The 23,534-nt window shown below is 40.5% G+C and carries 13 protein-coding genes; 9 read left to right on the top strand and 4 right to left on the bottom strand.

Annotation, left to right across the window (positions count from 1 at the left end):
- The 9 genes from RMY31_RS29565 to RMY31_RS29525 all read left to right on the top strand — a co-directional run.
- The coding region (locus tag RMY31_RS29565; protein WP_409878805.1) for a sulfatase-like hydrolase/transferase at window positions 1–1,004 on the top strand (1,004 nt) is incomplete at its 5' end.
- A gap of 428 nt (window positions 1,005–1,432) precedes the next feature.
- Entirely contained in the window at window positions 1,433–1,885 is a 453-nt protein-coding gene (locus tag RMY31_RS29560) for a cupin domain-containing protein (protein WP_322665838.1), read from the top strand.
- Between the two features lie 49 nt (window positions 1,886–1,934).
- Window positions 1,935–2,456 (top strand): monooxygenase family protein, encoded by a 522-nt coding sequence (locus RMY31_RS29555; protein ID WP_322665840.1) that lies wholly within the window; start codon window positions 1,935–1,937, stop codon window positions 2,454–2,456.
- Between the two features lie 61 nt (window positions 2,457–2,517).
- Window positions 2,518–2,748: a hypothetical protein gene (locus RMY31_RS29550; protein WP_322665842.1), complete on the top strand. Its 231-nt coding sequence runs from the start codon at window positions 2,518–2,520 to the stop codon at window positions 2,746–2,748.
- A gap of 132 nt (window positions 2,749–2,880) precedes the next feature.
- Window positions 2,881–3,132: a hypothetical protein gene (locus tag RMY31_RS29545; protein ID WP_322665844.1), complete on the top strand. Its 252-nt coding sequence runs from the start codon at window positions 2,881–2,883 to the stop codon at window positions 3,130–3,132.
- Between the two features lie 502 nt (window positions 3,133–3,634).
- Window positions 3,635–4,723, top strand: a complete 1,089-nt coding sequence (locus tag RMY31_RS29540) for an amidohydrolase family protein (protein ID WP_322665845.1) — start codon at window positions 3,635–3,637, stop codon at window positions 4,721–4,723.
- Between the two features lie 28 nt (window positions 4,724–4,751).
- On the top strand, window positions 4,752–5,804 hold the full coding sequence (locus tag RMY31_RS29535; RefSeq protein WP_322665847.1) for a hypothetical protein: 1,053 nt from the start codon (window positions 4,752–4,754) through the stop codon (window positions 5,802–5,804).
- A gap of 123 nt (window positions 5,805–5,927) precedes the next feature.
- Window positions 5,928–11,729, top strand: coding sequence for an AAA family ATPase (locus tag RMY31_RS29530; RefSeq protein ID WP_322665853.1), 5,802 nt, complete (start codon window positions 5,928–5,930; stop codon window positions 11,727–11,729).
- Between the two features lie 359 nt (window positions 11,730–12,088).
- On the top strand, window positions 12,089–13,459 hold the full coding sequence (locus RMY31_RS29525) for an AAA-like domain-containing protein (protein ID WP_322665854.1): 1,371 nt from the start codon (window positions 12,089–12,091) through the stop codon (window positions 13,457–13,459).
- Between the two features lie 43 nt (window positions 13,460–13,502).
- On the opposite strand, the gene RMY31_RS29520 is transcribed toward RMY31_RS29525, so the two are convergent.
- The 4 genes from RMY31_RS29520 to RMY31_RS29505 all read right to left on the bottom strand — a co-directional run bounded on the left by RMY31_RS29520 (window position 13,503) and on the right by RMY31_RS29505 (window position 23,117).
- Window positions 13,503–15,689: an AAA family ATPase gene (locus RMY31_RS29520; protein WP_322665856.1), complete on the bottom strand. Its 2,187-nt coding sequence runs from the start codon at window positions 15,687–15,689 to the stop codon at window positions 13,503–13,505.
- 115 nt (window positions 15,690–15,804) lie between these two features.
- Entirely contained in the window at window positions 15,805–16,377 is a 573-nt protein-coding gene (locus tag RMY31_RS29515) for a hypothetical protein (RefSeq protein ID WP_322665858.1), read from the bottom strand.
- A 199-nt stretch (window positions 16,378–16,576) separates the two neighbouring features.
- On the bottom strand, window positions 16,577–22,453 hold the full coding sequence (locus RMY31_RS29510; RefSeq protein ID WP_322665860.1) for a DUF4157 domain-containing protein: 5,877 nt from the start codon (window positions 22,451–22,453) through the stop codon (window positions 16,577–16,579).
- Between the two features lie 55 nt (window positions 22,454–22,508).
- Window positions 22,509–23,117 carry a hypothetical protein gene (locus tag RMY31_RS29505; protein WP_322665862.1) on the bottom strand — a complete coding sequence of 203 codons (609 nt, stop codon included), beginning with the start codon at window positions 23,115–23,117 and terminating at the stop codon, window positions 22,509–22,511.
- Between the last annotated feature and the right edge of the window lie 417 nt (window positions 23,118–23,534).

Genomic DNA, 23,534 nt, shown 5'->3' with positions numbered 1-23,534 from the left:
AGCTGGTCAAGTACGGTGACAAGCCGAAAGACTACGGTACAGATGTTTATACTAGCTTTGCCGTTGATTTCATCCAACGTTCTGCCAAAGACGGCAAACCGTTTTTCGTTTATCTGGCTCCCTTCAACATTCACGGACCATATACGCCAGCACCACGCCATGAGAAGCTCTTCCCAAATGTTAAAGCGCCCCGTCCAGACAATTTTAACGAAGCTGATGTTAGTACTAAGCCTCAATACATTAAACACTTGGAGCAACTCAATCAAACACAAATTGACGATATAGATAAAAGTTATCGAAAGCGCTTGCGATCGCTACAGTCGGTTGACGAGGCAATTGGCAAGTTAGTCGATACGCTCAAGGCGAATAGGCAACTTGACAATACCTACATCGTTCTCACGTCTGATAACGGTTACAAACAAGGTATTCACCGGATAAGTTCAGGCAAACAAAGTGCCTACGAGGAAGATATTCGCTTGACTCTGGTAGTGCGTGGACCAGGAATTCCAGCAGGCAAGGAACTGCAAGAGCAAGTGGGTAATATCGACTTTTTCCCAACCTTTACCGAGATGGCTGAAGTTAAACCACCCGCTTTTGTTGATGGACGATCGTTCTTACCGTTGTTAAAGGCTACGACACCACAACTCCCTAAGTGGCGTCATGCATTTCTAGTGGAACACAAACAAAATCAGAAGCGACGTGCACTTGAGAATCAGATAGAGCTTCTTCAGGATCAGTCAGAGCTTCAATCACTCCAAAAAGGAGGTCAAATACCGCAGATCCCTACTTATCAGGCAATCCGGGCAGAAGACTATACCTATATTGAATATGAAACAGGGGAGAAGGAACTGTACAATATCAAGCAAGACCCATATCAGTTGGACAACCTAGCTTCTACAGCCGATCCAACTTTACTCAAACAGCTTGCTGACCAACTAAGTAGACTGCGTACTTGTAAAGCTGATTCCTGTCGGGCAATTGAGGAGGGGCCGTTCACTTCCTAAAGAGGTTCTGCCAAAATACGTACCACGTATCCTGGTAAATCAGATATAGCAATAGCAAATATCCGAAGCTAGCGATGGAATTTAGGGTTTTTGGTTACTAATTTAGGGGGTTTTTGTTGTAGAAGCGATCGCTTAGATTTATCTATGGAGCTTTCAATTTTACTCATTTTTCTTCTCCAGCCCCTGATTCCTCAAGGCGTGGGGTGGCATCCAAAATTTGCAGCGATCTTTCAATTTAGTATAGTGTGATAGTCTGTCAAGAAATAATTGACGAATAGATTTTCTGTAGAGACGGCGATTTATCGCGTCTCTCTAACCATCAAAATAGGTTTGACAGACCAGTAGGGTAGTTTACGCAAAGAATACGTGACCTACAAAGTCGTTTTAAATCATCAATTACGAAAGTAGGTAGCATTGTGGAGGCTCTAATGGACGAATCTCATGTCATTCCAGTGGTCAAATCGCCGCATGAATATCAGGCTTACCGTATTAGTCCAGATGCTACAAATCGGTTAGCGATCGTTTTTGATCCAGCAACTGTCAATTTATCCATCACGTATTGCATTGAGATTTTTGATGTTGGTGGAAAAACGCCACCCAATCGACATCTATTTGCGGTTGAGACATTTTTTGTGCTCAAAGGTGAAGGCGTTGCAATTTGTGATGGGAAAGAAATTGCGATTCGTTCCGGAGATACTTTGCTCGTGCCGCCGACGGGAGTTCATGAGATCCGCAACACTGGGTCAGAGCGACTGTACACGATTACTGTCATGGTGCCGAATGAGAATTTTGCCGAACTGATTCGTAGTGGCGTTCCAGTCCAACTCGATGCCGAAGATATAGCCGTGCTGCGGCATGATCTAGTCCAGAATTCAGTTTGACGACATTAGATAAACTTTTGATTTTTGCAACAAAACAGGAGACAATCTTATGTCAATGGAAGAACATAATAGTGGTATTGCTCTGACCGAACCACCAGCCGATAGTGCATACATTGCTGCACTCTGGGAACACCCAAACTTATGCCTGGCATTCTTTGGCGTTGAGTTTCACACTAAAGCAGGGCAACGTCTCTACGAGGATAGTGGTATTCAAGAGGAAATGTTTCCAGCTTTGGAGACAGCAAAAGCCGAAGGACTGTTGCTTAATCGTCCGATGACTACACCTGAAGGGCAGTTGCTTATGCAATACTGGCGTTCTTACAACGATTTGGGTCATTGGGCACGCCAGCTACCTCACTCACGCTGGTGGAAGTGGCTGGTAGAGAACACCGACAAGGGAATAGCTTTTTACCACGAGATTTATCAAGTCAAGACCGGAGAAGCAATCTATGAGCCTAGTACGAAAGCTGTTGGGCCAGCGCTTTTCTGTTCCGTGCAGCCTGTCAAAAGTGGTGAAGGTCTCTCTAAAGAGCGTCAGCAACGGTTTGAGGAAGAGAGATTGAAGCCTTGATTACGGCGGCAGGCACAAAACTGATTTATAGCAACCTTCTCGGCAGTTAGGACATTGTTGATTGCTCAAAGCCCTGGAAAACCTGGATTTCTACTTAGCACGGGCTAAACGCCCCGCTACCGCTAACAGCACTCAGCACTTTGCATATTACAAGCTATTTCCACTGACACTAACATTTGATCGGTACTTTGCGCTCACGCCGTTAGCGACCACGCTCAAGAGCGATAGTCCTGACTCAATGCGCTATTGTCAAGAGTCGGCACAGCTAAATCGTCCCAATATCAAACCCTAAGCTAGATTTGCTTTCATGGGGCAACAATCGCGATCGGATTTGCACAATCAATTCATCAGGAAGATTAACTATGAAAAACAATGGACGGATGACGGCTTATATTAGTCCTCAGTCCTCACAGCAATTCAAGAATTGGCATACGGCAGCTCTCCAGAGTCTCGTCTGAAGCCTTATCCAAAACTCAACTTGAACAAGAACCAACTCTCGCTCGGGTTCTGGTCTGGGCAACGATCCCCCAGCCCGCATGGGGATGTTCAATGGCTCAAGGAGAATGGCTATGCGGGCATCATGATTTTTGGTTTTGAAGAGCAACTCAACGTCGATTTGATGGGTGAGTTGGTCAATGTTTGGTACGGGTCTGGAAACTGGAACCCACCTCAATGAATCGCAAAAGTGTGTTCCTGTTGCGAGGTATGAGAAAGTAGGTGTTTTGCTCGCAACAAGTTCACTTACACTGTAAGGTGTAAGGATCTGACAATGATTTCTCAGATTCTGAAAGAAGTCAAGTATTGGAATCAATACACTCTGTGAACAGATAGAACTAGGAAAATCCAACACGGTCAAAGAGCAAATAGACAAACAAGCTTCTTTACAGGCAACCACCAACCTGACACCAGCCCAGGAGTTTTTGCAAGAACTCTGGGAAGAACATCTGCGGGATGAGTTTGTCACTCACAACACTGATATTAATTGTTGTACGATCGCCACTTCATTAATTTTTTGTTTGACATTGGTTGCATCCTGATTGTTTGATAAAAATAGGGCTTACGCAACTGGTATGTAAAACTGTACAATTTGTGAAGTCACTAGAAAATTTCAGTGTAGTAATTCAGACTTGTAGCCTCACGCACCAACTCCCAATTCCGAGACAGATTGATTACAGATCATGTTAAACGGATATTTGATTATTGATGCGGATTCCCACGTAATTGAACCTCCTAGTATGTGGGCTAAGTATCTAGAACCAGAATTTAAACAGTTTGCCCCCTCACCAGACATGAAAATTCAAGGGGAAGACATTGTAAAAAAAGTCTCTAAACAAGTTCGAGATAAGGCGAATAAGCAGATGATGTCAGCTCATCCCAATGCTTATTTCCAAGGCTACAATGTCGAGTCTCACCTTCAAGAGATGATGCTGATGGGAATCGATCTAGCATTTGTTTATCCAACTTATGGATTGTGGCTTTGGGCGATGGATACTATGCAACCGGAAGTTGCTGGCGCTTTTACCCGTGCTTACAACAATTGGTTAAAGGACTTTTGTAGTTACGCTCCAGATAGATTGAAGGGGGTAGGAGCAATTAATCTGCACGCGCCAGAGTCAATGGTGGATGAATTGCATAAAATTGTCAATTTTGGCTGGAAAGCGGTGTTTTTACGTCCTAATCCCCTCAAAGGAAGACTGTTGAGTGACTCCGCTTACGAGCCTTTTTGGACAGAATGCGATCGCCTAGAAATAGCAGTAGGCATTCACGAAGGGGCTTACAGTCGTTTGCCTACTACTGGAACAGAAAGGTTTAACACTTGTTTTGCTATCCACGCTTGCTCTCATCCGATGGAACAGATGATGGCTTTATTAGCGTTGATTGAAGGAGGGGTATTAGAACGTCATCCAAAACTGAAAGTGGCTTTTCTGGAGTCTGGTTGTGGCTGGCTTCCCTATTGGCTGTGGCGACTAGATGAAGAATACGAAAATTTCGCTTGGGAGGACAAAATTAAGGATCATGTCAAGATCAAGCCCTCGGACTATTTTCGTCGCCAGTGCTTTGTTGCTATAGAGCCTTCAGAACCTTATTTGGCTCAGGCGATCGAATATATTGGCACAGACAATTTAATCTTTGGTTCAGACTATCCCCATATGGATCATAAGCCGAATATCGTTGCAGAAATGGTAAAGCTTGAGGAAAAACTATCGAAAGAAATTGTGCAAAAGATTCTTTGGGATAATCCTCGCCGTTTTTACAATTTGTCTTGAATTACATATTATATAGGAGGAAAGGAAAATGGCTGCACAAAATCCAGATCCAATACAGCCAGATGCGCCGTTTAAAAACAATACCTATTATCAGATACTATATGTAGAACCTTCTCAGGAAAAAAACGAGAGAATAACTACAAGCATATTGGCGAAAACAAGAGGTAATACATCTAATAACGGTCAAACGTCTAATAACACTCACGCACAGAGTTTTAATCAGTTTGAACTCGATGAAGAAACAATAAACAACTTAGAAAATTATCCTAGACGAAAGAAAGATCCAAAAAACCAGCTATCTTCGTATTTACCCTCGTCAGGTGTCGTTTTTCCTCAAGGTTTTATCGACTCATTTTCCAAAGAAGATCAACAAACTGAGCTAGGTAATTTTTATGTCCCAATGCGGACTCTGCTACATAGCCGCAAACTATCTCAGTTAATTGCTAAAACTTGGTGGTCTTATTTAGAAGCAAAAGAAAAGGGCTTGCAGGATAAATTTGCTGCTGGTGAGTGGGATGCTATTGACTCTAATATTTTGGATGGTCTGATCGCTAGAGAAATTTTCCTTTATGGTGGAGGAGATGCTCCTGACAACCCCGATCCTGACGATCCCAGTATTTACTCGCCTTTAAAGCCTAAAGAAAGACCTTCAGAAAAAGCAAGATTTCTGATTTTGCCTAGCAGCAGAGCTTGGCAAGGAATTTCTTTATCTCTGTTATTAGCTGGGCAAGCCTATTATAAAAGAGGAGATAAATACCACCAAATTTCCCAGCCTATTTTAAGCACAGGTGAAATCACTATTCAGTATAGTTTAGAAGTAGATTGGAATAGGTTGAATGGTGATATCAAAGAGATTATTATTAGCCAAGAAAAACCTTGGGTAGCTTATCAGGTTGTTATTCCCTATCCGACTATACCTGCTGATGCTGAACAAGAGAATATTCACAAATGGGCATATGCAAAAGAAGATCCAGAAGAGGAACGTAATTTTCCCTTTTATAAAAAAGATGGTGACGAATATTTAATAGATGTAGACTATTTTAGACCTCCCTATCCTTATATTCCACTCACTTGCACTTGATTTAAAAAGTCACTTCTTGAAAACTCAAGTAAGTACTATGCTGTAGCCTAAAATTTAGACACGTATGATAAAATCCTGGAAAGCCTGTAGAAATAAGGATTCCAGGACTTTATCAAACTTAATATGGATCGGCAGCCAGACAACATTAAAGCAGATTATCAGATTAGCCAAAAAATCTATGAAAGTGCTAATTCGTTAGTCTATCGAGCCATTCTCAAGCCTGATAATCAACCCGTTATTTTAAAGATTCTCAAGGAAAACTACCCAACTCCTTCAGAACTAACTCGATACAAACAGGAATATGAAGTGACTCGCTCCTTAAATACCGATAGAGTTATTAACGCATATGATTTGCTGCGGTATAAAAATAGTCTAGTCATGTTCTTAGAAGACTTTGGCGGTGAATCTTTAAAACTATTAATGGGCAATCAACGCCAATTTACTCTCAAAGAATTTCTCTCTATAGCTATTAAAACTACTGAAGGTTTGGCTGCTATTCACGCTGCCAATATTATCCACAAAGATATTAACCCCTCTAATATCGTTTATAACCCAGAAACAGAACAACTGAAAATCATCGACTTTGGCATTTCTACCCGTTTATCTCGGGAAATTCAGACAGTTGGCAATATTAAACTATTAGAAGGAACTTTAGCTTATATTCCCCCAGAGCAAACTGGAAGAATGAATCGAGGGATAGATTACCGCAGCGATTTTTATTCCTTGGGTATCACTTTTTACGAATTGCTCACTAATAAACTGCCTTTTGCAACCACTGACTCTATAGAATTAGTTCATTGTCATATTGCTCAACAGCCTGTTCCCCCACATGAACTTGTAGAAACATCAAATTCACCGTCTCAACCAATACCTAAAGCCGTTTCAGACATTGTGATGAAATTGTTGGCAAAAACCCCAGAAGAACGGTACCAAAGTGCTTGGGGAATCAAAGCCGACTTGGAAACCTGTCGCGATCGCTTAGAGAGTTTAGGGAGAATTGACGAGTTTTGTTTAGGAACTCAGGATATTTGCGATCGCTTTGTTATTCCTGAAAAACTTTACGGTAGGGAAGAAGAAATCACACAATTATTAACTACTTTCGAGCAAGTTAGTCAAGGCAGCAGTGAGATGATACTGGTTTCTGGTTATTCAGGAATTGGCAAATCTGTTTTAGTTAATGAAGTTCATAAACCAATATTACGCCAGCGAGGATATTTTATTAGCGGAAAATTTGACCAGTTGCAGCGAGACATTCCCTATGCGGCGATCGCTTTAGCATTTGGTGACTTAATACGGCAGTTACTTACCGAAACTGAAGCAACACTACAAAATTGGAAACTAGAACTTTTAGCAGCCTTAGAGCCTAATGCTCAGGTTGTCATGGATGTTATTCCTCAATTAGAGCAGATTATCGGTAAACAGCCGTCAGTCGAGCAATTAGGAGCAACTGAAGCTCAAAATCGATTTAACTTATTTTTTCAGAAATTTATTCGTGTTTTCACTAAAAAAGAACACCCTTTAGTTATCTTTCTGGACGATCTACAATGGGCAGATTTAGCATCTTTGAAGTTAATTGAGCTATTAATAACCGATTATGACAGCGAATATTTATTAATAATAGGAGCCTATCGAGATAATGAAATTGATGTGACTCATCCTTTGATGCAAGCCTTAGAACAATTTGAAAAAGAAGGTGCTAGAGTCAATTATATTTCGCTGCAACCATTAAAAATCAAATACATCAACCAATTAATTGCTGATACTTTAAATTGCTCTACAAAAGGATCAAAATCTTTAGCAGACTTAGTAATTAATAAAACTCAAGGAAACCCTTTTTTTCTAACTCAATTACTTCAATCTCTTTATAAAGAAAACCTTTTTTTATTTGATTACAATAAAAATTGTTGGTACTGGGATCTTGAAGAAATCGAAAGAGTAGGAATAACTGATAATGTAGTTGACTTAACTATCAACAAAATTACCAAATTAGATAAAAAGACTCAGAAAATTTTGCAACTAGCCGCTTGTATTGGCAACCAATCTAATTTGGAAATCCTCTCTAATGTCAATAATAAATCTCAAGTGGCTACAGCTAGAGAACTTCATCCAGCGCTGGAATCAGGTTTAATTTTACCCCTCAGTAATGACTATAAAATACCTCTGTTTTGGAATCAAGAAGAAATATCAAGAGATACTTCAGAAATTTCTGCTACTTTTATTGCCAAAATTCCTAAATATATCCCCTACAAATTTTTGCACGACAGGGTTCAGCAAGCAGCCTATGCTTTGATTCCAGAAGATGATAAAAAAAAAGTTCACTTACAAGTAGGCCATTTCTTACTAAGAAATACTCAAGAAAATGAATTAGAGTCAAATATTTTTGATATTGTCAATCAATTAAATGAAGGAGCTGAATTAATTACTGAGCGCTCAGAAAGAGATAATTTAGCCAAATTAAATCTAAAAGCTGGGAAAAAGGCGAAAGCATCAACAGCTTATCAACCTGCTCTAAAATATTTAGAAACTTGCTTAGGATTATTAGCAGCAAATAGTTGGGAACAACAGTATAAATTAACTTTAGAAATCTCCGTAGAAACTTTAGAATTACTCTACTTAAATAATAAGTTTGAACAAATTGAAAATTTTTCAGAAACAATTATAAAAAAAGCTAATAATATTCTCGATTTAGTCGAAGTTTATAGAATAAAAGTACAGTATTATTTTGCTATATTCGACAGTCATCAAGCAATAGATAGTGCCCTGAATATTTTATCAAAACTAGGAATTGATATCTCTAATCAACCTATCAATATATATGAAAAAATTGAACTACAACAGAAATATATTAAATTATTCTTTCAAGATAAAAACAATGAAGATTTAGCAAATCTACCTGTAATAGTAGATAAATATAAACTAGCAGCTATACAAATATTACAGCAGATGATAGCGCCTACGTTTACTACAAACTTTTCATTATTGGTTCAAGTAATATTAACTCTACTTGATATTTGTATTAAATATGGAAATTATCCCCAAGTTGCTGTTACCTATAGTTTTTATGGGCTACTTCTGTGTGGAGTAATAAAGGATATTAATTATGGATATAAATTTGGAGAATTGTCTATCAAGTTGCTAAATAAATTTGATATACCTCAATCGGAATCTCTAGCTATTCATGTATATTATGGATTTATTTGGCACTGGAAAACATTTCTTAAAGAACAAATAGCACGGGATAAATTATTAAGTACTTTTCAGAAAGGAATCAATAGAGGAGAGTATGAGTATTCTAGTTATGTATCTTTAGATTACTGCTTAATAAAATTTTTTGGAGGAGATGATTTAAAACAAGTTGAAAGTGAGGAAATAAAATATAGTAATTTTCTGAAAATAAATAAGCAACAATATTTAATTGATTATATAGAAATACTTCAAAAAATAGTTAAAATTTTGACAACAAAATCTAATAATAAAGAACTTGTATTGATTGGAGATTCTCGACAAGAAGAAGAAAAAACTATCAAAAAATATATTGATACTTGTAACGAATGGCTACTATTCACTTTCTATTTCAACAAAACAATAGCTTATTACATTTTCCAAGATTTATCCCAAGCTTTTGATAATACAATTCATACGGAAAAATATCTTGAAAGTCTTGGCTCGCATTTAACTGTACCACAACATAATTTATACTCTTCTCTTTCCTTCTTAGCTTATCATCACAATTGCACTATAGAGCAGCAAAAACAAATATTAGAAAAAGTAGAAACAAATCAACAGAATATGAAAATATGGGCTAGTGATTGCCCCGCAAACTTTCAAAATAAATACAATTTAGTAGAAGCAGAGAAAGCGCGAGTATTGGGTCAAGCTTTGCAAGCTCAAGAGCTTTATGAAAAAGCAATTCAAGGTGCTAAAAAATCTGAATTTATTCACGAAGAAGCCATAGCTTACGAACGCGCCGCAGAATTTTATTTATCTTTAGGTAGAGAAGAAATAGGAAGACTATATTTGAGCAATGCCCATCATTGTTATTCTCATTGGGGTGCAAAAGCCAAAGTTGAAGCTCTAGAATTGGAGTACCCACAGTTTCTAATGGATATAAACGAACGAAAAGTAAACCAAAGCATTAATACAACTGAATCTACTGCTAGTACAAATCCCCAAGCTCTCGATATCATCACAGTTACCAAAGCCTCTCAAGTATTAGCTAGCGAAATTCAACTAGACCAACTGCTGGCTAAGTTAATGAAAACTGTAATTGAAAATGGCGGTGCTCAAAAAGGCTTTCTGATATTGGAAAAAGATTGTAAATGGGCGATCGCAGCTGAAAGTACAGTAGATTCTGATGAAGTGACTTTAGTGCGATCGCTTCCTATTGACTCTGTGGATGGTGACAAGCAGACACCAATTTTACCAGTTGCGATCATTAACTATGTTGTCCGTACTCAAGAAAATGTAGTTCTGAATAACGCTACCGCAGAAGAACAGTTTATCCGCGATGCCTACATTGTCGCCACTCAACCAAAATCGATTCTCTGTACCCCTTTGTTACATCAAGGCAAACTAAGCGGTATTTTATATTTAGAAAACAATTTAACCACAGATGCATTTACTAGCGATCGCATTGAAGTTTTAAGAATTCTTTCTGCTCAAGCTGCTATCTCCATTGAAAATGCCCGTCTCTACGGTCAATTAGAGGACTATAACCGAAATTTAGAACTGAGAGTAGAAGAGCGCACTCAAGAACTTTCACAAACCCTGGAAATTCTCAAAGCCACCCAAGCCGAACTGCTCTTTGAAAACGAGTTACTCAAAAGTGGCGAACAACCCTCTAGCTTTGACTATCAAGTGGGAGGAAGTCTGCCGATGGATGCTCCCACTTACGTTGTGCGTTCAGCAGACCGTTATCTCTACCAGGCGTTGAAACGGGGAGAGTTTTGTTACATTCTTAATCCTCGCCAGATGGGCAAGTCAAGCTTGATGGTACGCATGATACACCATCTCCAGCATGAGGGATTTAGCTGCGGGGCGATCGATTTGACCCGCATTGGCAGCGAAAACGTCACGCCTGACCAATGGTACAAAGGCTTGACAGTAGAGTTATGGCGAAGTTTTGGTTTACTAAGAAAGGTTAATTTAAAAACTTGGTGGCAAGAGCAAGGAGATATTTCTCCAGTTCAAAGGTTGAGTCAATTTATTGAAGAAGTTTTGCTAGTTGAAGTTGCTCAAAATGATGACACTATCACCAAAAACTTGATAATTTTTATTGATGAAATTGATAACCTTTTGGGCTTGAATTTTCCAGTTAATGACTTTTTTGCTTTGATTCGCTCCTGTTATAATCAGCGCAGTATTAATCCAGAGTATCGACATTTAACCTTTGCTCTCTTTGGAGTTGCTACCCCTAGCGACTTAATTACTGACTACCAAAGAACGCCCTTTAACATCGGTCAGACTATTCAATTGTCAGGCTTTAAAGAGCATGAAGCCCAACCATTACTTCAGGGATTAGCAGACAAAGTGAGTAATCCTCAAACAATCTTAAAAGAAGTGTTAGCCTGGACTAGTGGTCAGCCTTTTTTAACTCAAAAGCTCTGTAAACTCATCCGCAATTCTTCATCTTCTATCCCTACTAATAGAGAAGCCGAATGGATTGAAAATTTGGTGCGAACTCAGATAATAGATAACTGGGAATCACAGGATGAACCAGAGCATTTTAGAACCATCCGCGATCGCCTCCTCAAAAGCAAACAATCCGTTCGGTTATTAGAACTCTATCGACAAGTTTTGCATCAAAGAGAGCTTGTTGCAGTTGATAGTTCCGAGGAAAGAGAATTGCTTTTATCGGGGCTAGTAGTCAAGCAACAGGGAACTTTGAGAGTACAAAACCGTGTTTATGAATCTATCTTTGTTTGATTTACGAAAATTTATTTTGTTTACAGAATAATAAATAAAATCTAAAGATAGCGTATATTTATTGCTGTGACTGGGTTTTCGGTTTTTGAGATTTCGATAAAACTGCGATTTTAATGCTCTACCATAAAACCAACGCAAGAACCGTTCTTCTAAACAATACTTTTGTACTAATAAATGGCAGCACCTTGTGCTAGTACAACAAGGCAAAAGTAAAAAGTCAAAAGTAAAAAGAGAGAACTCCTATGTTACAGGCTTTTTACCTATTTCAAATGGTTTGTTTATTTCTGCCGTGATGTACTAGTTGCGTAAATCATAATGTAAATTCTGTTATTTTTTAGTAGTATCTGTCTGTAATCTCTATGAACCTTAATAGTCTCTTTGAGATTGTTGACCGCTTGCTAATTGAGAGCCATAATCGCCCTCTCAATTCCACAGAAAATCTGATTCTGCATGGTATTTGGCAGTATAGAACTTATAACCAAATAGCTATAGAGGCAGGTTATAGTCCCGGCTACTTTACCAATGTTGTTGCCCCAGAGTTGTTTGGGCGACTCTCCGAGGTCATTGGTCAGCGCGTGACTAAAAAAAACTGTCGGGTACTGCTAGAATCTTATGCCACCACCAAAGCAGATCCAAAGACAAAACCTTTAAAACAAGACCTGACGCAATTTCCTGCCACAGTGAATCAGGATACGTTACCTTGCTACCCCAGTGGTTCAGTTCCTCTCGACTCTCCCTTTTACCTCGAACGTTCTTTCCTTGAGGAGCAAATCTATCAAGAAATTGGGAAACCAGGAGCGCTGATCAGGATTAAAGCTCCCAGAGAAATGGGCAAAACTTCACTGCTGCTGAGGATTCTTGACTATGCGAAGCACCAGGGCTACTGCACCATCAGCTTGAATCTAGAACAAGTCGAGCAGACAATTTTGAGTGACTTGAATCAACTTTTGCGTTGGTTGTGTGCCAATATTGCTCACCAGCTTCAGCGTCAACCGATGTTAGACGAATATTGGGATGAAGATCTCGGAAGTAAAATTAGCTCCACCCTCTATTTCCAAGAATATTTACTAGAGTCAATTAATACTCCCCTGATTTTGGCGTTGGATGAGGTGAACCATATTTTCGAGCATCCCCAAGTAGCGAAGGATTTTTTACCTTTATTGCGTTCTTGGTATGAAGAAGCGAAAAGACTGCCCATTTGGCAAAAGCTTCGTTTGCTCGTGGTTCATTCAACAGATGTTTATGTTCCTCTCGAACTTAATCAGTCTCCTTTTAATGTAGGCTTACCGATTCAGTTAAACAACTTCAGCCAAGAAGAGGTACAGCAGTTAGCCCAATGCTATGGACTCAATTGGACAGATGGGGAACGAGCTAGACAATTAATGGCAATGGTTGGGGGACATCCGGCACTAGTACACTTAGCTCTCTATCATCTGAGTCGAAAGGAGATAACTTTATCGCAACTGCTAGAAACTGCTCCCACTGCTAGCGGAATTTATGCTCATCACTTGCAGCGTCACTGGGCAACCTTGCAAAAACAGCCTGAGTTAGCACAAGCTTTTGATACCATTCTGAATGCCAATGAAGCTATTTCCTTAGATCCCATCCTCACTCACAAGTTAAGCAGTATGGGGCTGATTAAACTTTCTGGATCTCAAGCGATCGCAACTTGTGAATTGTATCGGCGATTTTTTAGCCCTCTTCTGTCACTCTCTGAAGTCAGCAAGTAGTAAATAGGTGAAATTATCCAGAAGCATAGGTCACGCGACAAAGCTATGCCAACCGAGCATACTCGCCAAACTCTCCTTCTGTGAGAATTTTGCCCATTTTTTGGTACTCCCGCCGAGTCGCCCAAATTAGATGATTCATAGAAATCGCCATACCATCATCTGCGGCGAGAAAGGCTGCGCCTAAAGCTATGTTGCGAATGTTACCTCCGGCAATCTCGAAGCGTTGTGCCATAAAATCTAAATCTACATCTGGATTCTTGGGAGTAGACTTTGGGAAAATTTGCTCCCAAATACGGCGGCGTTCTTTTTTGTTGGGGAAGGGAAATTCCAGACTAAAATGCATCCGTCTGACGAAGGCATCATCCATATTTTTGCGTAAGTTTGTCGCTAAAATCACAACTCCTTGATACTCTTCCATCCGTTGCAATAAATAGCTAACTTCAACGTTGGCGTAACGGTCGTGGGAATCACGGACTTCACTACGTTTCCCAAACAGCGCGTCTGCTTCATCGAAAAACAGAATGGCATTGCTGGTTTGAGCTTCGTTAAAAATCCGAGACAGATTTTTTTCGGTTTCGCCAATATATTTGCTGACTACGCTGGAGAGGTCTATTTTGTAGAGATCCAAGCCTAATTCTCCAGCTATTATATTCGCGGACATAGTTTTGCCAGTGCCAGGAAGACCAGCGAAGAAAACGTTAACTCCCTTGCCCATAGCTAGTTTGTTATCAAAGCCCCATTCTTCGTAGATGAGAGTGCGGTACTTGACTGAATTACAGATTTCTCGTAGCATCTGCATTTGGTCAGGAGGCAGAATTATGTCATCCCACTTGTAATAAGGATTGATTTTAGTAGCTAGGTTGCTCAATTTTCGGTTAGACTGCAAGCGACAGCCTGCATAAATATCTGTCATTGTCAAGTGCTGCTGTTCTGGATCGCGCCAGTGGGCTATATTTCGGGCGGTAGCTGTAGCATCTGCAATTTGACCGCCACTAAAGCGGAATTTACTGGCTAATATCTTTAAGTCTGCGTCAGAACCAAAATCTGTGTTACCTCTAAGACTCTTGTGCCATAGTTGCACTCGTTCGGTATTTGTCGGATGAGAAAACTCAATCCGTAAGAAGGGAATGTCTTGCAATGCATCTACTGGTTCCCAGGTTACTTCTCCAGCAAGAAAAGTCAGTAAATTGGCATCTTCCAACTGCTTGATGAATGACAAGAGCCGTGCCTGTTTATCATCTTCGAGTAAACTATCAAAGCCTTTCCAGTAGAGAGCCGCTTGCTGTAAGTATGCCTCACGACAAACCAAATTGATAGCTATATCAAATGCAACATTTTCTGAGTTGAGCAGGCGATCGCCATCAACAATCAACAATTCCATACCCAACTCCTGACAAAGCACCTCAGCAGTCGCCTGCTTACCAACACCATAGCTTCCTTGGAAATAGAATATACAGCCTTCTGTCAGTATGTGTTTTTTCTGGGTTAGCAGTTGGAAGCGTTGCTTAACCTCAATTGGTAATAACAGGTCTTCTAGTTTAGCTTGCGGTAATTTATGTTTAGTATAAGTGTTAATGCGAGAGTCAATTTCATCAATATTGAGTAAGTAATTCACCACGCGATCGTCTAGTTTCAGAAACTTACCTAATAGCGGGGATTGGTGTTGAGATGAATCGTCAAAGACATTGAGTAAGTGATGCTTTAGCAGAGGATGACTTGGGGTAAAACGTTGCCGTGTTGTCAGCTTCTGTTCTAAAGAAGGACAAAGGAGGTTCAAGACCAAATCTATACTGGGGCGCTTCTTTGTGACATCACCATGAAGGTAAGCATAGAGGCTTTCGTAACGTAAATCAAGTTCTGGAGCCAGACAAATCAGAAGAATATCAATATCAATAGTTGTGAGTTGAAAGCTGCGAGCGAGTGCTGCCAAACGTAAGTTAATATTGCGTTTGATGCTTTTTTCTTTGCATAAAGCAATATCATCTGCCAGTTGCTCGAAAACATTCTGAACTTCATCTGTAGATAAAGGTGTAGAAGCAGCCGCCCAGTGTGGCATACCAACTGGTTTTGCTAGCATTGCCTCTAAATCTTCTTCAGAAATATAGAGTCCTTGGAAGGCTGTATCAGTAGATTGGATCTGCTGCAATCGTTGTAGCTGAACTTGGATAAGTAAATCTATCCGTTCTAGCTCTGCCAATATGTGTTGCAGCGAGGTTGTATAATATTCCATTGCAGTGACAGCTCTTGTTGGTGGCTTACTAGACTTATTGTTGGGTTTTGTTTTTTTGTCAATTTATAGGCGATCGCATTACATCTTGAAAGCATCACCTCCGTTTTTTGGGGGTTTATTTTTGTTCCTTTTTTGGCAATAAGCTAATTTCTGAGAACCAGTCTTTATCTGTAAATGAGGGTAAAACAAAGGAACTTAAAGATTGAGTCACTGCTTCCTTTGCAGATTTTCTATATTCTTCCTTGCGTTTTTCTTTTAATTGTTTTTCTTGTTTGGCAAATAAGTCTTTGCTCAAAGATGTAAGACTTTCATAAAGTTTATGTTCTAATAACTCAGGTGATTGGTCAATTTCGTCTGCTAAGTTTAGCACTTGGCTAACTATTTCTGTGATACATTTTTCTATATTTGAGGATGAAAACAACTCTTCCAAAATATTCGGTAGTTCGTTTTTCATTTTCTCGCTAATTTCGATTTTTTCCATTAGCTGATTCAATTCAGTTTCAAGGAAAGCTCTAACTTCTACTTCTGTGACTTCAAAAGAGGTAAGTGCAGTTGATGAGACTGTCTTTTTTTCACCAGTGAGGTTAAAAATGATTAAATCTCCAGTGGAAATATCTTGGTTTTCGGGAATGAGAAAGTAGCGCGAGCGGGTGTAATCAATCCAAAGGGAGTATTTATCCTCGTTCACGATAGCAACCTCCTATAATCCTTTTAACAGGTTTCTGTAGTTTGCAGTTTATATAAAATACAGAGATTACCTACCTAGTTAATCTGCATTTAACTGTTTAGTTTGAGAGTTTAAGCCGAGTCGTCCACACAGTAGTTTTTATGAAAGTATTATTTAATACCTAGCCCAGCTTTTAGAGATAATTAAGATTGACCCCCGATTATCCTCCCTGGAGCCTTGGAACTACATATATAAATTTACCCTGCGGATTAATATCTGATATCTGCACTTGTCTTCTATGGTCTTCCATTACTATGTAATGTTCACCATTAATAATGATAGGCTGCCCATGTATAACGCCCGTTCCAATGATCCAATCGGGTAGTTGACCAGGACCAGGTTCCCATCCTTCCACTTGAAATGTGGGATATCTAGATGCTTGTGTTGTAATGTTCTCTGATTCGGATTGGTTAAATTGATTACTGCTACCTGCAATTTGTTCTTGAGTGGCTTTTGGGGTTTCGTCTTTTCTCAAGGGACTTTCCTTACCCCCCAAAGCCTTCTTGAATCGGTCTGGTTGATACCAATGCTCGAATTTCGTATTGCCTTTTTCACTTGTAGTTGGATAATTCTCGCCGTAGTATTCGTTCATTGCCCAATTACATTCGCCGCAGTGAGGTTTGTCACATCCCTGACTCACTAACTCATATCTGTTTCCTCTTGCGTCCACAAATTGTATTTGCTGACCTTCTGCGTGAGACTTATGACGCGACCAAATCACATGATATCCAAGCTCTTGTGCTTTGTTTCTAATAGCTCGTGGAGGCGCTCCCTCTAAATTGGTAAATACAAACTTTTTATAAAAACCCGTCTTTGTATCACGAAGTATAGTTGTTGATATTGTCGTTGCTCCGTACGATTGGTTTTTACGAGTTTTGCCAGGATTTTTGCCACCTTTAGTAGTAGTATATTTTGGGATGACATCATGTATTGTGTTGGCATCATTAGTAAGCTGTGATATGGCTTGATTTAAACCCTTGCGACCTCCCCGCACCTTATTATCAACTTCTTGTTGTTTCTTCGGCTGAACTTTTGCCTGCTTACCTTTTTTTGTATAGTTATATATTGCCTTCTTATCTTGTTTAGCTTCTTCGGTATCACTAGGAATATATTCGCTATCGCTTGAGGAATATTCAGCCTTAGGGTCGAATGGTAAAGGCTCCGGAATTTTTGAAGAAGAGTCAACTGTAAAAGTTCGCTGCTTTCTAGTTTGATTGGGCTGCGAAGCGGATACATTTTCAGGTTTGTGTGTTTCTGTTAAGGTTTTCTTCTGGTTTCCTTTTTGATCAGAGTTTGTCTTTTTATTAGCTTCATTGGGTCTAGATTTTTTGAATGGACGAGTTATTATTTTACCTACAATTTCTTTAGCAGTATCTCTCTTACGTTTACGAGGAGGATTGCTGTTTGGTTTACTACTATTTGGTTCTAGTGATAAGTGTTCAAATGGTGCAAGTGCTTTTTTTTCTTCTTCTGTTAAAGATCGTGGCTGTGATTCATCTTGGCTACTGTTACTATTAGTACTGCTAGGAGATTCATTTTGGCTACTGTTACTACTATTATCACCAAGCTCGACTCCTTCCATACAATCACCACCAGGAGTGTTGGAGAAGCGACACCAAGTGCCATCCTCTTTTTCCTTCCATTCGTGGTCGTTGGGCAGTTGTCTCTCTTCAACAAATTCTCCCTCATTGATCGACTTGGGTTGAGCTTTTCCTGCTAATCCAAGTTCTGTATTCAGTTCTTCTGGTGTTAATTCATTACCGCGCTTAGGAGCAGTATTCTTAAGAATCTCCTGTTCTCTTGGTGTCATCGGCACGTCAGTATCAGGTTTCAAACTCCTTGGTGTTTCTGTGCCTACATCGGAGCGAGTAGTAGGTGTGCTGATATCTGCATTGCCACGGCTACCGCCAAAGGCGCTCTTAATCGGACTTGTCACCGCAGAACCAACCCGCTCACCAAGCTGGTATCCACCTTTTTGCGTACTCTCAAACCAGCGAGCAAAATTAACCAGCTTACTGGGACTTGGTTGAGCGCGTTCAACGCTTTCAGCAAGTTTACCCGGATCTTGTTTTGCTAGTTGAGCCAATTCATCAGGATTCATTCCAGTTTGTTGAGCCAGCGCATTTATTTCATCGGGTTTCATTCCTGCAAGGTTGCTTACTTCACCTGGTTGCTTGTCAGCAAAATTGGCGGGTTCAGATCGTTTAGCAATTCCATGCAGTTTAGCTGTGGAAACATGAACTGCTGTACCGATCGCCAGACCAAAGAGAATTCCTTCCGCAGTTATTGGCTCACCTACTGCTAAATTACCAACAAGATTACCGATAGTATCAGCAATAACAGTTTCAATTCCATACTGCGAGAAAGATTTACTCAATCCTGCCCCCAATTTGCCTGCTTGAGCCAGCGTACCACCCACTGCGCCACCTAAACCACCGATCGCACCACCGATCAAACCCGCAAGAGCAGCTTCACCCACACCATCCATCCAGTTCTTGCCGTCGATCGCGTTATTGGCAATCTGAGATAAAACACCCAAACCAGCTCCTAATGCAGCGCCAACAGCGACAGAAGCAACAGCAGTTGCAATTAGACCTCCTCCCAGCGCCCCAGCTACGAAACCAATTGCGATCGGAGCAACAAATATTGCTATGACAATGGTGGCAAGAATCAATAAACCCTTGAGTAATTGTTTCCACCAAGGTTCTTCTTCAACTGCTTTGGCAGCATAATTCTGGATATCAGTTTCCAGACATTTTAGTGATTGCCGCAATTGTTCTTCAATTTGAGTGACACTCTTTTGCATAGCGTCACTGAGCTTTTGGTAAATTTCTGCAAATGGGTTTTGAGTAATTTGAGCCAGACCTGTTGCTGTGGCTTCAACAACCTTATTAGTTTCTTGTGTGTAAATGTTTCGGAGTTGATTGAAAATGTCTGTAATACTTTGATTGAGGTTAGTAAAACTGGTTGCGGCTGCTTCAACAACTGCCTCTGATTCCTCAATGCCTATTTGAGCGATCGCACCTATAGCACCAACAGCTTGCTGTTCTCCTTGTTTGATACCAGACTCGGTAGTTGCAATACCTTTTTGGGTTTCTTCTAATACTATGGCAATGCTACTGTCAAACTGCCCAAGTATTTCTGCTAAAGTTACACTTAACTCATCAGGATTGGGAGCTTCCATGCCCTGAAATTCAGTATAGTAATCTTGCAGGGCAGTTTGCAGCTTGGTTGCAGCTTGGTTGACTCCTTTTTGCACAGAGGCGATCGCTTTTTGAGCATCCCGTTCAATTGCCAATACTTGGACATCGCCGTAACCCTGTAATATTTGCAATTGAGCTGTTTCTTGTTTGTTTAAAGATTGTAAGGTGTCTTGCAGGGTTTGATTAACAGACTTAGTTAGCTTGGTTTGTGTTTCCCCTGCTTGGGTGACAGCATTCTGACGGAGATCGGTTACAGCCTTGAAAGCTTCTTTTTGATACTTTTGTAACTCTTTGCGAAACTTCTTAATCCCGCAACAAACAACTTTAATATCTTTCGCCTTGCTTTCTCCAAGGTTATTCGCCTGTTTAGTCGCTTCTTCTGTTACTTGGTCTTTGTATTGTTGTGCAACTTCTCTGGCTACCTCAGCTTTCTTGTAAAGGTTTTGAGTGTCTTGACTGTGTTCGAGCTTATCCTTGTTTTCCTCATATTCCGTGTTATCGTAACCGAGACTCACCTTCTGGACAAAACGATTGTCAAATGTTGTTGTTTCTGACTCCCACTGTTTCGCCCATTTCTCTCCAGTAGCAATTGCTTCATTACCTACTTTCTCGCCAGCAGCTATATATTGGTCGAAAGTCTGCAAATAAAGTTTGTCAATACGTGCCAGTAAGTCGCTTTCGCGTTGATCGAGTTTCTGAAACGTATTTGTGTATTCTGTTTGGATTTTTTGACTTACTTTGGTAGTTTGTTGGAAAATATTTACTAGTGTTGCTTGATACTGTTTCTGAACCTCGACTATGCTTGCCTGTGCTTGGTTTTGTACTTGAGTGCGTTGTTGGTTAATTTGGGCAGTAACCGTATCCTTTTGTTGTTGAACTGTTGACATTACGGTTGACTTTGCACTTTCTGCTACTCCGTTGATGCGAGCAGAAACACTTTGTCCTAGCCCTGTAACTGTCTGCACTCGCAAAGCAGCTTCTGTAAAGAAGTTACTCGCCATACTATTAGCAGTAGCCCTTTGCTCTTCCAAGGCAGCAGCATTATTGTCTGTATCAGTTCCTTTCTGTTTGGGCAGTTTAAAGTTAATTTTTAAGTCAGCCAAGCGGGCTACTTCGGCATCTGTGGTTCTTAGCTGTCCTTGCGCTTCTGTAGCGGTCTTTGTGGCTTCTGCTTTCTCTGTCGCAGTTTTTGGACTAACTGTTTCACCTGTGACTGGGGAATTCTGTGTGGGAGCTAGTGCTTCCTTACCCGTGGTTAATGCTGGTGTTGCTGTTAGATTTTGTGGCGTAGGTGTTAGAAGTTGTTGTGCGTTCTCTGGTGGAATTTCCAGCTGATTTGGTTTTAGTTCCTTGGGACAAATAGCAGGTCTTTTAGCTAACTTATCTCTGTTTGGCTGTGTTTTCGGCGGTTCTTGCTCTTCATTATCTTCATCTTGCTCTTTTTCCGAAGGACATTTTTGCGGCTGTTCGCTTGGCTTGTCTTCAGGTTTTGAATTATTTGTATTATCCACTTGGTCACAATTAGAATCATCTGACTCAGTGGTTTCTTGGGGAGTTTGCGGTTTATTCTCCTCTTTAGGTTCTGGGCGTTCTCGGACTGTGGGCCCGGTATCGCCTAGGGCAATCCTTTGGATACTTGGGCGATCAACTTGACTAATTGATGCTTCTACTTCAGGAGTCGCTTCAACCGTATGATCCGATTCTCGTTTCGCTTGCAGATTTACTTCCTGCTTTTCCTGCTCGCATTTAGAACAAGCCCGTTGGACTGTATTATCCGTCGATGCTTTAGTTGCAACTGATACTCCTTCACTGTTCGGAGCATTAGACGTGGTTTTCGCTGCACTTGCTCCTTGAGACTGCACCGCATCACCATTTTGCTGGACAACGTGAGTCAACTCATGGGCAAGCAACTCCTGTCCCTGCTTGCTTGTAGGTGCGTATTCACCAGAACGCAAGAAAATATCCTGCCCTGTAGTAAAAGCGCGAGCTTGGATAGATTTATTCAGTTGGTCAGATTGCGAACCCGTGTGAATTCTTACTCCACTGAAGTCAGCCCCAAATGCTTGCTCCATCTGTCCTCGGATATTTTCAGAAAGAGGCTGTCCCCTACCTTGCGCCTTTTGAATCGACGTTTCCAAGTCTGGTGTATCTGCCATCTCCTTGTCAGCAGACTGACGCTGTACCAACGGCTGCATTTGAGCAAGTTTATTCTCTTGTTGTCCTGGCTGCTGTTCTTTGTCGCACTTGGAGCAAGTCCGCTGAACAATCCCCGTTTCCGACTGCAATTGGACGGGTTCATCTTCCTCTTTCTCCAGTTCGGGTATCTCCTGCCGTTGTATAGTACTTATCTGTGGCTTTTTGTATATTTCTTTTGCTTCAGGCTTTGCTGGCTGCATCTTCTCACTGACTTCTGGCTGTTGAGAAGCAGGCGCATTCATCCGCTGTACCACTTGACGTGCTGTCCGATCCGCCTCTTGCTCGTACTTATCCCCCGCTGCACCAATTGTCAACTTTGTCTGTACAAGTGGCTGTTCAGTCGGATTGGCAGATGTTTTCCCACCCATTTCTCGCGCCAATTGCAACACTTGATTGACGTAGGGATTTCCATACTGCTGTTGCAATTGCAGCAATAATTGCCTATTAGAAGATTGCTGATTAGCTGGGGCACGATTGAGGACAGCCGCATGAGCGCTGGGATTGGGAGCATTGCCCATCCGCGAAATTTGCTGCACTAGTGGATCGCGCTGTATATGCGACGACACACTTTTTTCCGCCGCAGTTTCCTGTGGATCTAACTTGGTATTAACGTTTTTATCCAGCTTCGGCGCGTGCATATTTTACCTCAGACAAGTTTCTCAATTGAACTGATGTATTTTGTAGAAATATTCTTTAAGCTTTATTACGTTTCTTTTTATCTAACTTTTCTTTCGCTTTCTGATTGGAAGATAGTTGTCCCTTTGGTTGATTTGTTTCATCTTTATCTTGTTTTGATGGCACTATTTCCTGCTCGTCTTCTGGTGCTTTTTGTGATATTGCATCATCTTGATTTTCTGGCTCTACCAATTCCAATTTATCTAGCTCTTCTTTCGCATCCTTGCTAGAAGATAGTTGTTCCTCTGGCTGATTTGTTTCATCTTGATCTTGTTTTGATGGTACTGTTTGCTGTTCGTCTTCTAATGCTTTTTGTAATATTGCCTTATCTTGATTTTCTTGCTGTGCTAATTGCAGCACCTGTTTGACGTAACTATTTCCATACTGCTGTTGTAACTGAAGTAAAAATTCCTTGTTAGAAGATTGCTGATTAGCTGGAACGCGATTCAGGATAGCTGCATGGGCGGCAGGATTAGGAACATTACCGATCTGCGAGATGTGTTCCATTAGTGGCTCTTTTGGGTGGGCTTCTGGTGTAACTGGCGACACCTTTTTTTTGTCCACCTTCTTTTTTTGCGACAGTAGTGACTGGATCTTGGCTTTTTTATCTCGTTTGGGTTTGTACATTTTTACCTCTTAAATAGTTGGACAAAATTAAATTCATTCGGAACAGAAAAGCAATGTGTGTAATTAATTCTGTCTCAGTCACGATAACTACTTTAAATATTTACAACTTAGATATAAAAGTCCTAAATGAGTTACAAAAAAATCTGTTCCCTGCCTCCACGAGTAGTTTGTAAATCAAATAGGATTGCTATATATAGGAATCCTATTTGATTTCTGAAAAAATCTAAGTATCTGTAGTAGCGTAACGCACCAAAGCCTTTGGACAGTGCGTTATGCCGTAGTGGCGTGTCAAGGCTAAAATGTTGCATTAGAATCGCCTGTTTCATCGGTTTCAAAAATTGGATAAAGATGTTTAAGTTTGACACGCGCGTCTTCAGTAGTAAAACGCCAAATTACTTTACTGGCGGTACAGTTGCG

It is taken from the genome of Dendronalium sp. ChiSLP03b, from assembly GCF_034531165.2.
GTDB lineage: Bacteria > Cyanobacteriota > Cyanobacteriia > Cyanobacteriales > Nostocaceae > Dendronalium > Dendronalium minutum.
The sequence above is the reverse complement of the archived record's forward strand: the minus strand, read 5'-3'. Positions and strand labels throughout refer to the sequence as shown.

Excerpts from the sequence above, each read along its gene's own strand:
- RMY31_RS29560 (WP_322665838.1), top strand. The coding sequence starts at position 1,433 with ATGGACGAATCTCATGTCATTCCAGTGGTCAAATCGCCGCATGAATAT.
- RMY31_RS29555 (WP_322665840.1), top strand. The coding sequence starts at position 1,935 with ATGTCAATGGAAGAACATAATAGTGGTATTGCTCTGACCGAACCACCA.
- RMY31_RS29540 (WP_322665845.1), top strand. The coding sequence starts at position 3,635 with ATGTTAAACGGATATTTGATTATTGATGCGGATTCCCACGTAATTGAA.
- RMY31_RS29535 (WP_322665847.1), top strand. The coding sequence starts at position 4,752 with ATGGCTGCACAAAATCCAGATCCAATACAGCCAGATGCGCCGTTTAAA.
- RMY31_RS29530 (WP_322665853.1), top strand. The coding sequence starts at position 5,928 with ATGGATCGGCAGCCAGACAACATTAAAGCAGATTATCAGATTAGCCAA.
- RMY31_RS29525 (WP_322665854.1), top strand. The coding sequence starts at position 12,089 with ATGAACCTTAATAGTCTCTTTGAGATTGTTGACCGCTTGCTAATTGAG.
- RMY31_RS29520 (WP_322665856.1), bottom strand. The coding sequence starts at position 15,689 with ATGGAATATTATACAACCTCGCTGCAACACATATTGGCAGAGCTAGAA.
- RMY31_RS29510 (WP_322665860.1), bottom strand. The coding sequence starts at position 22,453 with ATGCACGCGCCGAAGCTGGATAAAAACGTTAATACCAAGTTAGATCCA.
- RMY31_RS29505 (WP_322665862.1), bottom strand. The coding sequence starts at position 23,117 with ATGTACAAACCCAAACGAGATAAAAAAGCCAAGATCCAGTCACTACTG.